This window comes from Actinoallomurus sp. NBC_01490, assembly GCF_036227085.1.
Lineage (GTDB): Bacteria > Actinomycetota > Actinomycetes > Streptosporangiales > Streptosporangiaceae > Actinoallomurus > Actinoallomurus oryzae.
Genome location: NZ_CP109433.1, coordinates 4,386,942 through 4,404,970, shown reverse-complemented (window position 1 = coordinate 4,404,970; position 18,029 = coordinate 4,386,942). Strand labels below are relative to the sequence as shown.

Here is an 18,029-nt window from a genome sequence, read left to right as displayed (position 1 = left end):
CCTGCGCGGTCAAATAGACCCTATGGACGGCCCCGACCTACACCAAGCCTTTAGGCGAAGGGCGGCGGTACATTTTCCGAACTACCACCGCAATCCGCGTTCAGCCGAACCCGAATTCACCCGACGAAAAGGTCATTCGCGCAATGATCGAGCCTTCGGCCACCCGCCGCTGCACGATCCAAGGCAGGAAGATGATCCGACCGCGTCCAGCAGGCGCATCCGCCGCCATCGATTCGGCCGGCTCGCTGAAACAAGCCAAGAAGACCAACTTCGCCGTCTGCGTTGGCCTCTATGTCAAGCCGCTGCCGTGTCAGGGTGTCCGGTTGGGGGAATGCGAGCTCGACCTGTAACGGCCCCGGGCTGTGCTGCCGGCCCGGCCGTACGTGTCGTGGCGTGCGCGCCGGGCTGCCGCCCGTCAGTGGCCCAAATCCAGTTACACAGCGTCTTCAGGCATCGGCCCGCGGGTGCGCCGAAGCGTAGGCCTCCCGCAGCCGGTCGACGGTGACCAGCGTGTAGATCTGGGTCGTCGCCACGGACGCGTGGCCCAGCAGCTCCTGGACCGCCCTGACGTCGGCGCCGCCGTCGAGGAGATGCGTCGCGAAGGAGTGCCGCAGGGTGTGCGGTGAGACGTCCTTGAGCTGCGCGCGGCCGGCGGCCGTCCGCAGCGTCGACCAGGCGCTCTGGCGCGACAGCCGCCCGCCGCGGGCGTTGAGGAACAGCGGGCCGCCGCTGCCGCCGGGCGGGCCGAGCGCCGGGCGCGCCCGCAGGAGATAGGTCTCGAGCGCCTCGCGGGCGTACCGGCCGACCGGGACGAGGCGGGCCCTGGCCCCGGTGCCGTGCAGCCGGACGACGGCACGCTCGAGGTCGACGTCGCCGACCTCGAGCCCGACCGCCTCGGAGATCCGGGCGCCGGTGCCGTACAGCACCTCCAGCAGGGCCCGGTCGCGCAGATCGCGCGGCGTGTCACCCTGGCCGGCCGCCGCGAGGAGACGCTCGACCTCCTCGATCGTGATCGCCCTGGGCCGTCGGCGCGGCGCCGACGGCGGCCGTACGTCGCGCGCCGGGTCGGCGGCCGACAGCCCCTCCCGCACGGCGAAGCGGTGCAGGCCGCGGACCGCGACGGCCGCACGGGCGGCCGACCCGGCGGCGAGCGGCGGATGCCGCTCGTCGCCCTCGCGCAGCCGGTCCAGGAAGGACACGACGTCGTCCTCGCCGACCTGCCCGATCGCCGTACGGCCGCGAGCGACGAGCGTGTCGACGTAGCGCCGCAGGTCACGCCGGTACGAGCTGAGCGTGTTGGCCGCCAGGCCGCGGTCGACCGCGAGATGGTCGAGGTACGCGCGTACCTCGGCCCGCAGCGCTGGCCCGAGCTCTTCTCCGGCGGCTGGTATCAGCGCGGCACCTCATCCAGGCGGGTCGAGGGGGCTCGACGTGTCATCCTTCCGGGGCGTCGGGCGCGCGAAGGTCACGGTAACCCGTCTCCCGTGCGGCGTAGACCGACAAGATACCCATCACCGCAAGGGGGTTGTGGATGTGCCCGCGCCGCACCGCGGCGACCGCCTCGTCGAGCGGCACCCAGGCGACCGGCATCCCGGCCTCCTCGTGGATCCGTTCGAAGTCGATCTCCTCCTCGGGGATCTCGCTGAGCCCGCGGGCGAGGAAGACGCGCACGCGCTCGTTGGTCATGCCCGGGGAGGTGAAGACGTCGACGAGCGTGTGCCACTCGCGGGCCCGGTAGCCGGCCTCCTCGGCGAGCTCGCGGGCCGCCGTACGCCACGGCGGCTCGCCGTCGACGTCGCGCAGCCCCGCCGGGGGTTCCCAGAGCAGGCGGCCGACCGGGTGGCGGTACTGGCGGATGAGCAGGACGCGGTCCTGGTCGTCCAGGCCGATCACGCCGACCGAGCCGGGGTGGATGACGACGTCGCGCTGGACGACCTCGGTCGTGTCGCCGTTCGGCATGCGTACCCGGTCGGTGCGGACCTCGACGATGCGGCCCTTGAAGTGCTCCTCGCGGCCCTCGACCGGCCACGACTCGGGGGTGTCGGCCAGTTCCGCGGTGCCGGCGTCCGCTCCCCCGCCGGAGGAGAGACCGGGCGCGCCGTGCTCACCGCTCCGATCGCTCATTCGGCGTGGTCCAGGGCCGCGGCGACGAGACCGGCGAACAGCGGGTGCGGCCGGGTCGGGCGGGACCGGAACTCCGGATGCGCCTGCGTGCCGACGTAGAACGGGTGGGTCTCGCGGGGCAGTTCGGCGTACTCGACGAGACGTCCGTCGGGCGAGAGACCGGAGAAGACGACGCCGGCGGCGGTCAGCTCCTCCCGGTAGGCGTTGTTGACCTCGTAGCGGTGCCGGTGGCGTTCTTCGACCTTCTCCGCGTCGCCGTACACCGCGCGGACCACGGAGTCCTCGGCGAGGTTGGCGGGGTACAGGCCCAGGCGCATCGTGCCGCCCATGTCGCGCTCGCCCGCGACGACGTCGACCTGGTCGGCCATGGTCGCGATGACCGGGTCGGCGGCCTTCTCGTCGAACTCGGCGCTGTTGGCGTCGGTGAGCCCGGCGAGGCTGCGGGCGGCCTCGATGACCATGCACTGCAGGCCCAGGCAGATGCCGAGCGTGGGGATGCGGTTCTCGCGGGCGTGCCGGGCGGCGCCGACCTTGCCCTCGATGCCGCGCACGCCGAAGCCGCCGGGGATCAGGACTCCGTCGACGCCCTTCAGCTCGCGGGCGGCCGACTCGGGTGTCGCGCACCGGTCGCTCTTGACCCAGCGGATGTTGACCCGGGTGTCGTGGGCGAACCCGCCGTGGCGCAGCGCCTCGGTGACCGACAGGTACGCGTCGGGCAGGTCGATGTACTTGCCGACGAGCGCGATCGTGACCTCGCGGGAGGGCTGGTGGACCCGGCTCAGCAGGTCGTCCCACTCGCGCCAGTCGACGTCGCGGAACGGCAGCCCGAGCCGGCGCACGACGTAGGCGTCCAGGCCCTCGGTGTGCAGCACCTTGGGGATGTCGTAGATGCTCGGGGCGTCGATCGCGGACACCACCGCCTCGGCGTCCACGTCGCACATCAGGCTGATCTTGTTCTTCAGGCCCTGGGTGATCGGCCGGTCGGAGCGGCAGACGATGGCGTCGGGCTGGATGCCGATGCTGCGCAGCGCCGCGACCGAGTGCTGCGTCGGCTTGGTCTTCAGCTCGCCGGACGGCCCGATGTAGGGCAGCAGCGACACGTGCAGGAAGAAGCAGTTGTCGCGGCCGATCTCGTGCCGGATCTGGCGGACGGCCTCCAGGAACGGCAGCGACTCGATGTCGCCGACCGTGCCGCCGACCTCGGTGATGACGACGTCGACGTCGGGACCGGCCATGCCGCGGATCCGGTCCTTGATCTCGTTGGTGATGTGCGGGATGACCTGCACGGTGTCACCCAGGTACTCCCCGCGCCGCTCCTTGGCGATCACGTTGGAGTACACCTGGCCCGTGGTGACGTTCGCCGAGCCGTGCAACTCGGTGTCGAGGAACCGCTCGTAGTGACCCACGTCGAGGTCGGTCTCGGCGCCGTCGTCGGTGACGAACACCTCGCCGTGCTGGAAGGGGTTCATCGTGCCGGGGTCGACGTTGAGGTAGGGATCGAGCTTCTGCATCGTGACCCGCAGGCCGCGCAGTTTGAGAAGCCGGCCGAGGCTGGATGCCGTGAGCCCCTTGCCGAGGCTGGAGGCGACACCGCCGGTGACGAAAAGATGCTTGGTGGTCCTTCCGGACCCACCAATGACTGCCGAAGCCAAGAGGGACGCTCCCGTGGTCGTTGTCGCGGCTGCGCCCACCTGACCGGTGGGCGGCCAATCTCCACGGGCCACCAGGATAACAGGCGATGTACCTGATCAGCCGCGAGCCGATCAGATCAGCTGTAGCCCCCGGCGTAACTTCCGGTGGCGGCGCTCCCAGCGGCCCCCGGCGACATCGTGCGCAGCTGGCCGGTCAGATCGTCGATCAGCTTCCTCGCCTGGTCCGCCGACGTGCGCGCCTGGTCACGCTCGGCCGACAGGGCCGACAGGGCGTCGCGCTGCTGGGTGACGGCCTCGGCGAGCTGGTCGACCCACTGCTCGCGCTCTTTCAGCTTCTCGCTGATCGAGTCGCGTTCGGCGCCGACCTGGCGGGCCTGGGCGAGCGCCTGGTCGCGCTCGCGGATGAGGTCCTCCACCCGGCGCTGGGTCTGCGCCAGCTCCGACGCGGCGCGGGCCTGCGCGAGCTCGGCGCTGTCGCGGTCGTTCTCGATCTGCTTGACGCTGTCGAGCGCACGGCGCCGCTCGGCGTCGAGGTCCTGGACGCGGCGCCGGAGGACGTCGGCGTCCTTGGAGGCGGCCTCCAGGTCGGCGAGCCTGCTGCGCAGGGTGTTCAGCTCGGCCTGCGCGGTCTCCAGCGCCTGGGCCAGGTCGGCGGCGTGCTTGGAGATGCGGTCGCGCTCGCCCTCGAGGGCCTTGCGCCCCGCCTGCGCCTCTCCGGCGGAGCGGTGCGCCTCGTCGCGGTCCTCGCGCATCTGGTCGCGCTCGGACATCGCCTGGCGAGCGGCGGCCTCGAACTGCTCCGCCTGCGCGCGGGCCTGGTCGCGTTCGGTGAAGGCCTGCCGCATCGCGGCCTCGGACTGCTCCGCCTGGGCGCGCAGGCGCTCGGTCTCCTGCCAGGCGCCGGCGGCCTCGCGCTGGGCCGCCTCGCGCTCGGACATCATCTGGCGCACGGCGGCCTCGGACTGCTCCGCCCGCTGCTCGGTCGCGCGCAGCTGGGCGAGCGCCTGTTCGGTCTCCTGCCGGGCCCCGACCGCCTCACGCTGGGCGGTGTCACGCTCGGACATCATCTGCCGCACGGCGGCCTCGGACTGCTCGCTGCGCTGCTCGGCCGCGCGGGCCTGCTGCTCGGCCGTGCGCGCCTTGGCGAGCGCCTGGTCGGTCTGCTGCCGGGCCCCGACCGCCTCACTCTGGGCGTTGTCGCGCTCGCTGATGGCCTGCCGCATGGCGGCCTCGGACTGCTCGGCCTGCGCGCGGGCCCGCAGGCCCTCCTGCCAGGCGGTGTTGGCCTCCTGCTTGGCCGACTCGCGCTCGGAGATCGCCTGGCGCACGGCGGCCTCGGACTGCTCGACGCGCTGGTTCATCTCCTCCAGCTGCGCGCGTACGCGGTCGAGCTCCTGCTGCATCGCCGCGGCGTCCTGCTTGGCCGACTCGCGCTCGGCCATGAGCTGGCGACCGGTGGCCTCGGCCTGCTCCTTCTGCTGCCGAACGGACTGCGCCTCCTGGCGCATCGCGGCGGCGTCGCGCTGGGCGGCCTCGCGCTCGGTCATGAGCTGCCGCACGGCCGCCTCGGCCTGCTCGGCGCGCTGGTCGAGCTGTTCGTTCTGGGCGCTGACCCGCTCGATCTCCTGCATCGCCGCGGCGGCGTCCTGTTTGGCGCTCTCGCGCTCGGCGAGCATCTGGCGCGCGGTGGCCTGTGCCTGCTGCACCTGGGTGCGGAGCCGCTCGACCTCCTGCCAGGCAGAGGTCGCCTCCTGCTTGGTCTTCTCGTGCTCCGCCTGGACGGCCGCGATCTGGACCGCGGCCTCCTGTTTGGCCTCGGCGACCTTCTGCTCACCCTGCGCCAGCGCGCCGGCGAGCATGTCCGCCATCTGCCGCAGCCGGTCGACGACCTCGCCCGGCTGTTCCGCGTCGCCGCTCCGGGCCGGCCGGCTGCCGTTGCCCGGCAACCACGACGACCCGCCGCCCTCCGCGGAGTAAGAACCGCCCGAACCATTGAGATCGCTCACATAGGGAACTCTAAGGGCGTCTCGCGAGGCTGTCTGCCATGTCCGGGAACGTGTGGCGCATCACTCGTGCGCCACTCCCCCTGCGGCATCCGCCGCGAAGAGGCCGTGACCTGGGCGGAGGGACGCACCGGCGCGTCTGCGTCACGGTACGAAGCCGCCGTCGCCCCGGTGAGAGAATGCCGCCATGAAGACCTTGTATCCGCCGATCGAGCCGTACGACTCCGGATTCGTGGAGACCGGAGACGGCGACCGGATCTACTGGGAGGCCTGCGGGAACCCCGCCGGCAAGCCGGTCGTCATGCTCCACGGCGGCCCGGGCGACGGGTGCGGTCCCGGGCACCGCCGGCTGTTCGACCCGGAGGCGTACCGCATCGTCCTGTTCGACCAGCGCAACTGCGGGCGCAGCCTGCCGAGCGCGAGCGACCCGTCGGTCTCGCTCGAGCGCAACACCACGTGGAACCTCGTCGCCGACATCGAGCTGCTGCGCGAGCACCTGGGCATCGACCGGTGGATGGTCTTCGGCGGCTCGTGGGGCAGCGCGCTCGCCCTCGCGTACGCCGAGACGCACCCGGAGCGGGTCACCGAGATGGTGCTGCGCGGGATCTTCACGCTGCGGCCGTTCGAGCTGTACTGGTACTACCAGGAGGGCGCCTCGCTGCTGTTCCCCGACCTGTGGGAGAGGTTCGTCGAGCCGATACCGGAGGACGAGCGCGACGACCTGATCACCGCGTTCCACGCGCGGCTGAACGACCCGGACCCCGCGGTGCGCATGCCGGCCGCACGGGCCTGGAGCGTCTGGGAGGGGTCGACGATCACGCTCCTGCCGGACGAGAAGCTGATCGAGGAGCACGCGGCCGACGACTACGCGGTGGCGTTCTCCCGGATCGAGAACCACTACTTCGTGAATGGCGGGTTCCTCGAGGACGACCAGCTCCTGCGCGACGTCAAGAAGATCCGGCACATCCCGTGCGTGATCGTGCAGGGCCGCTACGACGTCGCGACGCCGGCGGCGACCGCGTGGGACCTGCACCAGGCCTGGCCCGAGGCGGACTTCCACCTCGTCGCCGACGCCGGCCACGCGTACAGCGAGCCGGGCATCCTGCATCGCCTGATCGAGGCCACCGACCGGTTCGCCCGCTCCTGAGCCGGCCGCCGCCCGGTCCCGTCTGGCCGAGTCCGAATCGGATTCGGTAACGTGGGAGCGGACGGAACGCTGAGAGACCGTCCGGGCCCTCGCGGGGGCTCCGGGCCGTCTCCGGGGAGGGGCTCGCGTGACGATGACCGGCGCGGCGATCGCCGGGCTCGGGATGACCGAGCTCGGCAAGGTGTACGGCCGCAGCCCGCGCCGGCTGGCGGCCGACGCCGTACGCGCCGCCGCCGACGACGCCGGCATCGCCCTGTCCGACCTCGACGGGCTGATCGTCAGCCACGGCCTGTCCGGCTCCCCCGGCATCGAGCTGGCGGGCGTGCTCGGCCTGCGGGACCTGCGGCTGCTCACCAAGATGAACTCCTACGGCGCGACCGCGATCGGCATGGTCTCCCACGCCGCCGCGATGGTCGGCAGCGGCGCCGCCTCGGCGGTGGCCTGCGTCTTCGCCGACGCGCCGCTGCGCCCCGAGCGCTCCTCCGGCTCCGCCTACCACCGCGACGCGGCGGAGTGGCACGGCATCGGCGGCCTCCAGGCGGCGCTGGGCTTCCGCAGCGTCAACGCCTTCTACGCCCTCGCCGCCCGGCGGCACATGGAGCGCTACGGCACCACGAGCGAGCAGCTCGGCGCGATCGCCGTCGCCACCCGCGCCTGGGCCGGCGGCAACCCGCTCGCCCAGATGCGCGAGCCGATCTCGCTGCGCGACCACCAGGAGTCCCGCTGGGTCGTCGAACCGCTGCACCTGCTCGACTGCTGCCTCGTCTCCAACGGCGGCATCGCCGTGATCGTCACGAGCGCCGAGCGCGCCCGCGACCTGGCCCGGCCGCCCGTCCACGTGTGGGGGTGGGGCCAGGGCCACCCCGGCCGCCGCATGGAGCGCGGCGGCGACTTCGGGCTGACCACCGGAGCCGCGCTGTCCGGGCCGGCCGCGATGAAGATGGCGGGGATCACGCCGGCCGACGTCGACAGCTGCCAGATCTATGACTGCTACACCTTCACCGTCCTGGTGACGCTGGAGGACTACGACTTCTGCGCCAAGGGCGAGGGCGGGCCGTTCGCCGCGAGCGGCGCTCTCGGCCCGGGCGGCGCGCTGCCGGTCAACACCGGCGGCGGGCAGCTGTCGGGCTACTACATGTGGGGCATGACCCCGCTGTCCGAGGCCGTGATCCAGGCCCGCGGCCAGGGCGGCGAGCGGCAGGCGCCCCGCAATGACGTGATCCTCGTCAGCGGCAACGGCGGCATCCTCGACCACCACGCGACGCTGGTCGTGAGCCCGCACGCGAAGGAGGCCCCATGACCGAGCGAGGCGAGGGGATCGAAAGACGCGCCCCGGTGGTCACCCCCTCCGACGCAGGAGGACCCATGACCGAGCGCAGCCAGGGCGCCCCGGTGGTCACACCCGCGGCCGGTCCGATCCGGCGTGACGGCCGCGGCGACCCGTTCTTCGACGGCGCCGCCGAGGACCGGCTGGTCGTACGCTGCTGCGCCTCCTGCGAGCGGTGGTTCGCCCCCGACGCGACCGGCTGCCCCGGATGCGGCACCGACGACCTGTCCTGGGCCGAGGCGAGCGGCGAGGCGGTGCTGGTCTCCTGGGCGGTCGCCCACTCCCGTACGGGCGAGACGGCGCCCCTGGCCCTGGTCGAGCTGGCCGAGGGCCCCTGGATGTACACGCGGCTGGAGGCGGTGGAGGCACCGCGCGAGGGACTGCCCCTGCGGGCGAGATTCGTCCATCCGGACGAGGGCGAGAGCTACCCGGTGTTCGAGGAGCGCGACCGGTGAGAACAGACGTGTGCGAAACGTTCGGGATCGAGTTCCCGCTGTTCGCCTTCAGCCACTGCCGTGACGTGGTCGCGGCGGTCACCAACGCGGGCGGATTCGGGGTGCTCGGCGCCGTCGCCTACTCCCCCGACCGGCTCGAGGAGGAGCTGCGCTGGATCGACGACCATGTGGGCGGCCGCCCGTACGGCGTCGACGTCCTCGTGCCCGGCAAGATCGCCAAAGAGGCGGAGGCACCCGGTGACCTGCTGTCGGCGATCCCGGCGGGGCACTGGGAGTTCCTCGCCGGGCTGTTCGAGCGGTACGGCGTGCCCACCCCCGACCTGACGGCCGGCCGCCGGGACGCCCGCCGCGGCGGTCGCCAGGTGACCGAACAGGGCGCGACCGAACTGATCGACGTCGCTCTGCGCCACCCGATCCGGCTCATCGCCAGCGCCCTCGGCCCGCCCCCGCCGGTCATGGTCGAACGCGCGCGGGCCGCGGGCGTGCCGGTCGCCGCGCTCGTCGGCACGGTCGAGCACGCGCGCCGCCAGGTCCAGGCCGGCGCCGACCTGATCGTCGCGCAGGGCTCGGAGGCCGGCGGGCACACGGGCGAGATCTCCACGATGGTTCTCGTTCCGGAGGTCGTGGACGCCGTGGCGCCGCTGCCCGTGCTCGCGGCGGGCGGCATCGCGTCGGGCCGGCAGATGGCCGCGGCCATGGCGCTCGGCGCGCAGGGCGTGTGGTGCGGCTCGGTCTGGCTGACCACCGAGGAGGCCGAGACGCTCCCGGCGGTGAAGGCCAAGATGCTCGCCGCCTCCTCGAGCGACACCGTGCGCTCCCGGTCCCGTACGGGCAAGCCCGCGCGGCAGCTGCGATCGGCGTGGACGGACGAGTGGGACGCCTCCCCGGCCAGCCCCGGCGCGCTGCCGATGCCGCTCCAGATGATCGTCGCCGAGGGCGCGATGGGGCCGATCGGCACGGCCGCCGAGAACGGCAACGAGGGCGCCCGGCAACTGGTGAACTACTTCGTCGGCCAGGTCGTCGGCCGGATGAACACCGTCAAGCCCGCACGCCAGGTCGTCTACGAGATGGTCGAGGAGTTCGGCGAGGCACTGGAACGGCTGGCGGCGCTCGGCGACGGCTGAGCCTCACGGCGGCGTACGGAGCGGGCGGCCGCGGCCGACAGCGCGACCGCGCCGAGACCGAACACCACGTTCCCGGTCAGCGCGGTGCCCCGGGGGACGTCCATGTCCCGCGCGTGCGAGACGCCGACCCACGCGTAGGTGAGCAGCGCCCCACCGGCCAGGGCGAGGCGGTGCGCCTCGCCCCAGCCCGTACGGCGGCACCAGCGCGCGCACAGCGCCACGCTCGCGGCGACGAGCCCGAACCAGGCGCCCGCCACGGCCCACTGTGGGACGCCCTCGCCGAGGAACTCACGGGCCCAGTAGAGACTCGTCACCCCGAACGCGGCCGTTCCCACCCTCCAGGGCGCCGGGGCTGCGGGCCCGGACCTGGCCGACGGGCCGCGGCGGAGCGCGAACGCGACCCCGACGAGCGCGACGATGACGGTGGAGCACCAGGCCAGCTCGGCCGGTGAGGCGACGAAGCGCGTCTGGGCGACCTGCGCGGCCGACAGCAGCGCCGACCCGGCGGCGAACAGCCCGGCGGTCACCGCGGTGCCGGTACGGCCGAGCCAGGGCCCGGTGGCCTCGCGGCCGCAGGCCTCCACGAGGGCGATCGGCACGCAGATGCTCCAGACGGTGTGCATCGACAGCACGTCCTGGAGCATCTGGACGCTGGTGCCGAGCGCGGGGACGTACGTGCCGGAGTAGGCGGCGGCGATGTCGAATCCGCCGTAGGAGGGGTTCCACAGCATCATGTCGATCGGCCCCTCCTCGAGGAGGGCGTACGCGGCCGCGAGGACGATCATCGTCGGCCACCCGCGCCCGTACCGGCGCGCCGTCTCGCGGATCAACAGCGCGCCACCGCCGTACATGGGAGCGAACATCAACAGCGAGGCGACGTCGGTGATCGGGGTGTTGCCGAGCAGGTACTCCCCCACGAGCGGCGCGAGGAAGAACAGGGCGACGGCGCGTCCCCGGTGGCGTGGATGTCGTCCGGTCACCCGCCCGAGCGTAGGAACGCCGGGCGTACGGCCGCGTCGGCCGATCGGCCATGGCGGCATGGCCACCCGGCCATGCCCGGGCTCCGGTGCGGCGCACGGCCCGCCGAGAGACGACGGAGCCGCTCGAACGTGGTGATCGAGGCGATCCGCGACGTACCGTGCGGACATGAGCTCTGACGAGGTACTGGTCGAGACCGACGGCCCGTTCGCCGTCATCACGATGAACCGGCCCGAACGCCGCAACGCTCTGTCCCTGTCCCACATGCGCGCGCTGACCACGGCGTTCCGGCAGGTCGGCGAGACGGACGCGACAGGGACGGTGCTGGCCGGCAACGGCCCGGTCTTCTCCGCCGGACACGACTTCGCCGACCTGGCCGGCGCGGACCTCGGCGCCGCACGAGAGCTGCTCCTCGCCTGCCGGGAGCTGATGGAGACCATCCAGTCCGTCCCGCAGGTCGTGATCGCCCGGGTGCACGGGCTGGCGACCGCCGCCGGCTGCCAGCTCGTGGCCACCTGCGACCTGGCCGTCGCGACGTGGAGCGCGGGGTTCGCCGCCCCCGGCGGTAAGGGCGGCTGGTTCTGCCACACGCCGATGGTGCCCATCGCCCGCAATGTCGGGCGCAAACGGGCGATGGAGATGGCGCTGACCGGCGACGTCATCGACGCCGGCACCGCGCTCGACTGGGGCCTGATCAACCGCGCCGTGCCCCCGGAGGAGCTGGAGAAGGCAACACGCGAGCTGCTCGAACGCGCCACGCGTGGCAGCCGGCGCAGCAAGGCCCTCGGCAAGCAGGCGATGTACGCCCAGCTCGGTCACCCGGAGGCGGACGCCTACACGTACGCGGTGGAGGTGATGGCCGCGGCGAGCCAGACCCCCGAGGCGCAGGAAGGAATCCGGGCATTCCTCGAAAAGCGCGCGCCGCAGTGGCCCGCGTGATTCGCGTCGGTTGCGGTGGCGAGAGCACGGATCACCGCTGGTGATCCGGTGGCCGTAAGGCCTGGTCCCGAGGCCGGTCCGGGAAGGGTCATGGGCGCTTCGGGGAGAATCCCCGGCCCGTGGCGGACAGGGTCGTGGACGCCTCCGGAAGGATCCTCCGGTCCGTGACGGATACGGCGTCTGACGGCGGCGGAAGCCGTTGTTCTCGCCGATCAGGGCGCTGGTGACGGCGTGGCGCCAGGGCGGCGTACAGCGGCCGTGCGGGCGCCGGCCGAGGCTCTGCCGGGGTCCCATAGCACGCCGTGCGGCCGGTTGCCGCTAATACGGAGAGCCGATAGCATGGTATGCGTTGCAGTCGTAGTTTCCTCGTACGTATTGAGTTCGTCTTGAACGCCCGCGGAAGTGACGGCGGGCGTTTTCGCTTCTCCGGGATAGTCTTCGCGGAAGCAAGCCGAAGTCCGTGATGCAGCCCGGTTCGCCAACCGGCGCCCCGGTGAGGTCCCAAGCAAGGAGAGAAAGTGGCAGAAGGCACCGTCAAGTGGTTCAACGCCGACAAGGGCTTCGGGTTCATCGCACCTGACGGCGGCGGCCCGGACGTGTTCGTGCACTACTCGGCGATCACCACCAGCGGCTTCCGTACGCTGGAGGAGAACCAGCGCGTGAGCTTCGAGACGACCCAGGGTCCGAAGGGCCCCCAGGCGGAGCAGGTTACGCCGATCTAAGACTTAGGACGACCCAAGGCTGGGCCCCACCGACTCATGACGAGGTCGGTGCGGGCCCGGTCTGCTTTCCACCGCCCTGAAGCCTGCCTCAAGGCCCCGCTGTCCTGCTGCGCGGCGTCCAGGCGTCGCTCGCTACGGACGGGAACTTCGGGACAGGCCCCAGGCCGTCCGTCTCTCGCCGGCCGGGGAGGATTCTTCGGCGGTGCCGGGCGTCGAGGTTCCGGGAGTGAACTCGGGCAGGAGAGTGAGGATTCCCAGGAACGCCAGGGCTGCGCCGAGCCAGAGCGGGGCCCGCAGCCCGAAGGTGTCGATGGCCACGCCCCCGGCCGAGGAACCGATGATGACGCCCAGGGTGATGAACGATGAGTGGACGGTGTTGACGAGCGGCCCGGCGTTCCCCGTCCGCTGGACGCGCGTCACCATGGCCGGGTTCATCGTCACGCCGACCAGGCCGACACCCAGCATGAAGGTCACGGCGAGAACGCCGATGCCGGCCAGCAGGGCGAACCCGGTCAGGAAGAGCAGGTTCAGGACCAGGCCGCACAGTTGGACGCCGACCGTGTGCCGGTCGGCGAGACGCCCGACGACGTGGTTGCCGATCACTGTGGCCGCGCCGTAGGCGATGAGCAGGAACGGCACGGTGCCGCCGCCGAATCCGCTGACCCGGGTGAGAATCGGGGTGAGGTAGCTGAAGGCGGAGAAGGTCGCACCGATGATGAACGTGCTGGTCGAGAACACCAGCCACAGGCGAGGACGGGCGAATGCGCCCATCTCCTTCCGGGCGCCCTCCCCTCCGCCGCCGGCGTGCTCGACGCGAGGCACTCCGGCCACCGTCGCCGACGCCGCGAGGACGGCCACGGCACTGACGGCCCAGAAGGCGGCGCGCCAGCCCAGGCGCTCTCCGATCAGCGTCGAGAGCGGCAGGCCCAGCAGCGTGCCCACCATCAGCCCGTTCATGACCACGGCGATGGCCCGGCCACGCACCTGGGGTCGCGTCAGCCGGGCCGCCAGCGAGATGGCGACCCCGAAGAAGGCCTGGGCCGCGATGCCGGTGATGACGCGCGCCACCATCATGACCGCGTAGGAGGTCGCGGCGGCGGCCAGCAGATTGCCCGCCAAGAAGATCGCGAACAGCACGATGAGCGCCGCCCTGGGACGGAGCCTGATCACCGCGATGGTGAGGAACGGACCGCCGGCCGCCATCGCCACGGCGAACGCGGTGATGAGATAGCCGATCTGCGGAACGGTGGCGTTCAGACCGGCGGCGAGTTGCGGCATGAGCCCGGCGACGGCGAACTCGCTGCTCACCATGGCGAAGACGCCGAGGGCCAGTACGTAGATGACACGGGGCACAGCAGATCCTCCTGGCAAGGATTTTGTATCGGTCGGTGTAAAATCGAGGCACGCGCGAACCTACGGCGGCGCTCAGCGGAAACCGGGCGTCAGGGTGTCAGTGCGTCAAGGGCGGTGGCCGCGATCGCTTCCAGCGCGAGCCGGTCGGCGCCGCCCTGGGCGGCCACGCGGATCCCGGCGATCACGGCGTTGAGGAACCGCGCCAGATCGTCCGAGTCCCGCGTGGAGGTGATCTCTCCGGTGCGCCGGCCCGTCTCGATGACGGTCCGGATGACGTCCAGCCGCCGGGCCAGGTCACGCTCCAGCAACGCGGCGACCTCCGCGTCGCGCCCGGCGAGTTCGACCGTGGTGTTGACCGTCAGACAGCCGGGGTGGCCGTTACGCCGGTTCTCCATCTCGCCGTCGACGATCGTGCGGAGCAGGGCACGGATCCGCTCGACCGCCGACCGCTCCCGGTCTTCCAGGATCTCCAGCTGGCCGGCGGTGGTGGTGTCGATGTAACGGGTCAACGCCCGCTTGAAGAGCTCGTGCTTGCTCTCGAAGGCGTTGTAGACGCTGCTCCGGTCGAGGCCCACGGCCTCACACAGGTCCCGGGTCGAGGTGGCCTCATAGCCGTTCGTCCAGAAGGCGTGCATCGCCGCCTCCAGGACACGGTCCTCATCGAACGTCCTCGGTCGTGCCATATCAGCAGGTTACGCGTTTTGCACTGATCAATGCAATACGCAGCGCGCGAAGTGCGCCGAGCCGACCGCGTGGTCGATCGCCACCCCGCCCCTGGCACTCCTCGCCCCTACCCGACGCCGCCAGGGCGGGCGGCCGTCGGGTGGTCGTCGCCGGCTACTTGACGCCGGCTTCCTTCATGTCGCGGAGTTCGCGCTTGAGTTCCTTGATCTCATCGCGGAGGCGGGCGGCGACCTCGAACTGGAGTTCTTCGGCCGCGTGGTGCATCTGCTGGGTCATCTGGTCGATCAGAGACTCCATCTCCTCGCGGGGGCGTTCGCCGACCAGGTCGGCGGCGTGGCGGCCCGTGCGCTTGGCGGACAGGCCCGGGACGGGGGCCTTGCCGCGGCTCTGCTGGCGGCCGGCGCCGATGAGCTCCTCGGTGTCGGCGTCCTCGCGGGCCAGCATGTCGAGGATGTCGGCGATCTTCTTGCGGAGCGCGGTGGGCTCGATGCCGTTCGCCTCGTTGTAGGCCATCTGCTTGGCGCGGCGGCGGTTGGTCTCGTCGATCGCGCGCTCCATCGAGGGAGTGACCTTGTCGGCGTACATGTGGACCTGGCCGGACACGTTACGCGCGGCACGGCCGATCGTCTGGATCAGTGACGTCTCCGACCGCAGGAAGCCCTCCTTGTCGGCGTCGAGGATCGACACCAGCGACACCTCGGGCAGGTCGAGGCCCTCACGGAGCAGGTTGATGCCGACCAGCACGTCGAACTCGCCCAGCCGCAGCTCGCGCAGCAGCTCCACGCGGCGCAGCGTGTCGACCTCGCTGTGCAGGTAGCGCACCCGGATGCCCAGCTCCAGGAGGTAGTCGGTCAGGTCCTCGGCCATCTTCTTGGTCAGCGTGGTGACCAGGACCCGCTCGTCGCGCTCGGCCCGCTCGCGGATCTCGTGGACCAGGTCGTCGATCTGCCCCTTGGTCGGCTTGATGACCACCTCCGGGTCGACCAGGCCGGTCGGGCGGATCACCTGCTCGACCACGTCGCCCTTGACGCGCCCCAGCTCGTACGGCCCCGGCGTCGCCGACAGGTAGATCGTCTGGCCGATCCGCTCCAGGAACTCCTCCCACTTGAGCGGCCGGTTGTCCTGCGCGCTCGGCAGCCGGAACCCGTGCTCCACCAGCGTGCGCTTACGCGACATGTCGCCCTCGTACATCGCGCCGATCTGCGGCGTCGTCTGGTGCGACTCGTCGATCACGAGGAGGAAGTCCTCGGGGAAGTAGTCGAGCAGGGTGTTGGGCGGCGTGCCGGGACCACGGCCGTCGATGTGGCGGGAGTAGTTCTCGATGCCGGAGCAGGTGCCGACCTGCCGCATCATCTCGATGTCGTACGTGGTGCGCATCCGCAGCCGCTGGGCCTCCAGCAGCTTGCCGTGCCGCTCCAGCTCGGCCAGCCGCTCTTCGAGCTCCTGCTCGATGCCCTTGATCGCCCGCTCCATCCGCTCCGGGCCGGCGACGTAGTGGGAGGCGGGGAAGATGTAGAGCTCGTCGTCCTCGGTGACGACCTCGCCGGTCAGCGGGTGCAGGGTCGCGAGCTTCTCGATCTCGTCGCCGAACATCTCGATGCGGACGGCGAGCTCCTCGTACTGCGGGATGATCTCGACCGTGTCGCCGCGCACGCGGAACGTGCCGCGGGTGAACGCCAGGTCGTTGCGGGCGTACTGCATGCCGACCAGGCGCCGCAGCAGCTCGTCGCGCTCGATCTCGTCGCCCACCCGCAGCCGCACCATGCGGTCGACGTACTCCTGCGGGGTGCCCAGGCCGTAGATGCACGACACCGACGCGACCACGATGGTGTCACGGCGGGTCAGCAGCGAGTTGGTCGCCGAGTGCCGCAGCCGCTCCACCTCGTCGTTGATCGAGGAGTCCTTCTCGATGTAGGTGTCGGTCTGCGGGACGTACGCCTCCGGCTGGTAGTAGTCGTAGTAGGAGACGAAGTATTCGACCGCATTGTTCGGCAGCATCTCGCGCAGTTCGTTGGCGAACTGCGCGGCGAGCGTCTTGTTCGGCTGCATGACCAGCGTCGGGCGCTGGACCTTCTCGATCAGCCAGGCCACGGTCGCGGTCTTGCCGGTGCCGGTGGCGCCCAGGAGCACCGCGTCCTTGTCGCCCCGCTTGACCCGCCGCTCCAGCTCGCCGATCGCCTGCGGCTGGTCGCCGGACGGACTCATGTCGGTGACGACCTCGAAGGGCGCCACCTTGCGCTGAAGATCGGTGACAGGCCGCACGCTGTTTCCTCCGGTGAGTCTGTGGTCGCCGCCCAGAGGGGCGGCGAGGCGGGCGGCTCCCCCTGGCCGTCCGTGTATGTCAACCGTACGACCCGCCGGTGACATTCCGGTGGCGCTGTCGCGGACTCCCCTGTCGTCACCGTACAGTAATCGAAACGTCACGCTCCGTTAAATCGTCGCCGGAGGTCGTCATGGCCCACCGCATCGCCGCCCTCGTCTCGGCCCTGCCCCTCACCTACGCCGGCATGGCGTTCGCCCCGGCCACGCGGCAACCGGCCGGAGCGGGCGTGGCCGACATCGCGCATCGGGGCGCCTCCGCGCACGCCCCGGAGAACACCCTGGCCTCCTTCTACGAGGCCAGGGCCGCGAACGCCGACTACTTCGAGCTCGACGTGCAGGAGACGCGCGACCACGTGCCGATCATCATGCACGACGCGACGCTGAGCCGTACGACCGACGCCGAGAAGGTCTTCCCGGGCCGGTCACCGTGGCGGGTCGGCGACTTCACACTCGCCCAGATCAAGCGGCTCGACGCCGGTTCGTGGTTCTCGGCCCGCTACGCGGGCGAACGCGTCCCCACGCTCACCGAGACGCTGCGCGACATGGAGGGCAGCGACATGAAGCTGCTCCTGGAGCTCAAGAATCCCGCGCTCTACCCGGGCATGACCGGGCGCGTCGCGCAGGTGCTGCGCGCCCAGCCCGACTGGCTGCTCCCGGACCGCACGGTCGTGCAGAGCTTCGACTGGCCCTCGGTGGAGAGCTTCCACCGGCTGCTCCCCTCGGTGCCCACCGGCGTGATCGGCACCCCCACGACCCGGCAGCTGCCCGCCGTCGCCCGCTACGCCGGCTACGTCAACCCCCGCTACGACACCGTCAGCGCCGCCTACGTACGCGCGGTGCACACCCAGCACATGAAGGTCTTCGCCTGGGTCGCCGACAGCCCGGCGACCATGCGGCGGCTGATCGACGACAGGGTCGACGGGATCGTCAGCAACCGCCCCGAGGCCGTGCCGCACTGACCGGGGCGGCTCACGGCGAGCGACGGGCCGCAGGGCGCGTCCAGGCGGTGAAGACGGGCGACTCGGTGTTCGGGGCGGCCGACCGGCGACAACGCGGCAAAAGCGCTCTGAGCGCCGCACAGCGGCGCCGGGGAGCGGAGCCAGGGCAGGCGGCGTGGCCTCCCCTGCGCACGACACGGCTCGGGTGAGCACGGGCTCGCGTATCAGCCGCCAGAGCTGGAGCCCCAGGTCCGCGGCGCG

General features: G+C 71.6%; 16 protein-coding genes. 8 read left to right on the top strand and 8 right to left on the bottom strand.

Annotation, left to right across the window (positions count from 1 at the left end; translation table 11 throughout):
* Nucleotides 1-143 precede the first annotated feature (143 nt).
* Nucleotides 144-350 carry a hypothetical protein gene (locus tag OG417_RS21080; protein ID WP_329258629.1) on the top strand — a complete coding sequence of 69 codons (207 nt, stop codon included), beginning with the start codon at nucleotides 144-146 and terminating at the stop codon, nucleotides 348-350.
* Between the two features lie 96 nt (nucleotides 351-446).
* On the opposite strand, the gene OG417_RS21075 is transcribed toward OG417_RS21080, so the two are convergent.
* The 4 genes from OG417_RS21075 to OG417_RS21060 all read right to left on the bottom strand — a co-directional run bounded on the left by OG417_RS21075 (nucleotide 447) and on the right by OG417_RS21060 (nucleotide 5,782).
* Nucleotides 447-1,391 carry a site-specific tyrosine recombinase XerD gene (locus OG417_RS21075; RefSeq protein WP_442875755.1) on the bottom strand — a complete coding sequence of 315 codons (945 nt, stop codon included), beginning with the start codon at nucleotides 1,389-1,391 and terminating at the stop codon, nucleotides 447-449.
* A 43-nt stretch (nucleotides 1,392-1,434) separates the two neighbouring features.
* A complete protein-coding gene (locus OG417_RS21070; RefSeq protein WP_329258626.1) occupies nucleotides 1,435-2,124 on the bottom strand; it encodes an NUDIX hydrolase in 690 nt (229 codons plus the stop codon).
* Entirely contained in the window at nucleotides 2,121-3,776 is a 1,656-nt protein-coding gene (locus OG417_RS21065; RefSeq protein ID WP_329258623.1) for a CTP synthase, read from the bottom strand. The genes OG417_RS21070 and OG417_RS21065 overlap by 4 nt, the downstream gene beginning before the upstream one ends.
* A gap of 116 nt (nucleotides 3,777-3,892) precedes the next feature.
* The gene (locus OG417_RS21060; RefSeq protein ID WP_329258620.1) at nucleotides 3,893-5,782 is read right to left on the bottom strand and encodes a hypothetical protein; all 1,890 of its coding nucleotides are present in this window, start codon (nucleotides 5,780-5,782) and stop codon (nucleotides 3,893-3,895) included.
* Between the two features lie 184 nt (nucleotides 5,783-5,966).
* On the opposite strand from OG417_RS21060, the gene pip reads away from it, so the two are divergent.
* The 4 genes from pip to OG417_RS21040 all read left to right on the top strand — a co-directional run bounded on the left by pip (nucleotide 5,967) and on the right by OG417_RS21040 (nucleotide 9,832).
* Nucleotides 5,967-6,926 (top strand): prolyl aminopeptidase, encoded by a 960-nt coding sequence (gene pip, locus OG417_RS21055; RefSeq protein WP_329258618.1) that lies wholly within the window; start codon nucleotides 5,967-5,969, stop codon nucleotides 6,924-6,926.
* Between the two features lie 133 nt (nucleotides 6,927-7,059).
* Nucleotides 7,060-8,226: a thiolase family protein gene (locus OG417_RS21050; protein WP_329262435.1), complete on the top strand. Its 1,167-nt coding sequence runs from the start codon at nucleotides 7,060-7,062 to the stop codon at nucleotides 8,224-8,226.
* Complete coding sequence (locus tag OG417_RS21045; RefSeq protein ID WP_329258615.1) at nucleotides 8,223-8,708, top strand: Zn-ribbon domain-containing OB-fold protein; 486 nt, start codon at nucleotides 8,223-8,225, stop codon at nucleotides 8,706-8,708. The genes OG417_RS21050 and OG417_RS21045 overlap by 4 nt, the downstream gene beginning before the upstream one ends.
* Nucleotides 8,705-9,832 carry an NAD(P)H-dependent flavin oxidoreductase gene (locus OG417_RS21040; protein ID WP_329258612.1) on the top strand — a complete coding sequence of 376 codons (1,128 nt, stop codon included), beginning with the start codon at nucleotides 8,705-8,707 and terminating at the stop codon, nucleotides 9,830-9,832. The genes OG417_RS21045 and OG417_RS21040 overlap by 4 nt, the downstream gene beginning before the upstream one ends.
* On the opposite strand, the gene OG417_RS21035 is transcribed toward OG417_RS21040, so the two are convergent.
* Nucleotides 9,769-10,812, bottom strand: a complete 1,044-nt coding sequence (locus tag OG417_RS21035) for a hypothetical protein (RefSeq protein WP_329258608.1) — start codon at nucleotides 10,810-10,812, stop codon at nucleotides 9,769-9,771. The genes OG417_RS21040 and OG417_RS21035 overlap by 64 nt on opposite strands.
* A 166-nt stretch (nucleotides 10,813-10,978) precedes the next feature.
* On the opposite strand from OG417_RS21035, the gene OG417_RS21030 reads away from it, so the two are divergent.
* Both OG417_RS21030 and OG417_RS21025 read left to right on the top strand, forming a co-directional pair.
* Nucleotides 10,979-11,749, top strand: coding sequence for an enoyl-CoA hydratase-related protein (locus OG417_RS21030; protein ID WP_329258605.1), 771 nt, complete (start codon nucleotides 10,979-10,981; stop codon nucleotides 11,747-11,749).
* Between the two features lie 518 nt (nucleotides 11,750-12,267).
* On the top strand, nucleotides 12,268-12,471 hold the full coding sequence (locus OG417_RS21025) for a cold-shock protein (protein WP_329258603.1): 204 nt from the start codon (nucleotides 12,268-12,270) through the stop codon (nucleotides 12,469-12,471).
* A gap of 132 nt (nucleotides 12,472-12,603) precedes the next feature.
* On the opposite strand, the gene OG417_RS21020 is transcribed toward OG417_RS21025, so the two are convergent.
* The 3 genes from OG417_RS21020 to uvrB all read right to left on the bottom strand — a co-directional run bounded on the left by OG417_RS21020 (nucleotide 12,604) and on the right by uvrB (nucleotide 16,770).
* The gene (locus tag OG417_RS21020; protein ID WP_329258600.1) at nucleotides 12,604-13,824 is read right to left on the bottom strand and encodes an MFS transporter; all 1,221 of its coding nucleotides are present in this window, start codon (nucleotides 13,822-13,824) and stop codon (nucleotides 12,604-12,606) included.
* Nucleotides 13,825-13,913: 89 nt separating this feature from the next.
* Nucleotides 13,914-14,507, bottom strand: a complete 594-nt coding sequence (locus OG417_RS21015; protein ID WP_329258597.1) for a TetR/AcrR family transcriptional regulator — start codon at nucleotides 14,505-14,507, stop codon at nucleotides 13,914-13,916.
* Nucleotides 14,508-14,661: 154 nt separating this feature from the next.
* A complete protein-coding gene (uvrB, locus tag OG417_RS21010) occupies nucleotides 14,662-16,770 on the bottom strand; it encodes an excinuclease ABC subunit UvrB (protein ID WP_329258595.1) in 2,109 nt (702 codons plus the stop codon).
* A gap of 191 nt (nucleotides 16,771-16,961) precedes the next feature.
* Between uvrB and OG417_RS21005 the strand changes: the two genes are divergently transcribed.
* Complete coding sequence (locus OG417_RS21005) at nucleotides 16,962-17,789, top strand: glycerophosphodiester phosphodiesterase (protein WP_329258593.1); 828 nt, start codon at nucleotides 16,962-16,964, stop codon at nucleotides 17,787-17,789.
* The last annotated feature ends 240 nt before the right edge of the window (nucleotides 17,790-18,029 follow it).

Excerpts from the sequence above, each read along its gene's own strand:
- OG417_RS21080 (WP_329258629.1), top strand. The coding sequence starts at position 144 with ATGATCGAGCCTTCGGCCACCCGCCGCTGCACGATCCAAGGCAGGAAG.
- OG417_RS21070 (WP_329258626.1), bottom strand. The coding sequence starts at position 2,124 with ATGAGCGATCGGAGCGGTGAGCACGGCGCGCCCGGTCTCTCCTCCGGC.
- pip (WP_329258618.1), top strand. The coding sequence starts at position 5,967 with ATGAAGACCTTGTATCCGCCGATCGAGCCGTACGACTCCGGATTCGTG.
- OG417_RS21050 (WP_329262435.1), top strand. The coding sequence starts at position 7,060 with ATGACCGGCGCGGCGATCGCCGGGCTCGGGATGACCGAGCTCGGCAAG.
- OG417_RS21045 (WP_329258615.1), top strand. The coding sequence starts at position 8,223 with ATGACCGAGCGAGGCGAGGGGATCGAAAGACGCGCCCCGGTGGTCACC.
- OG417_RS21030 (WP_329258605.1), top strand. The coding sequence starts at position 10,979 with ATGAGCTCTGACGAGGTACTGGTCGAGACCGACGGCCCGTTCGCCGTC.
- OG417_RS21015 (WP_329258597.1), bottom strand. The coding sequence starts at position 14,507 with ATGGCACGACCGAGGACGTTCGATGAGGACCGTGTCCTGGAGGCGGCG.
- OG417_RS21005 (WP_329258593.1), top strand. The coding sequence starts at position 16,962 with ATGGCCCACCGCATCGCCGCCCTCGTCTCGGCCCTGCCCCTCACCTAC.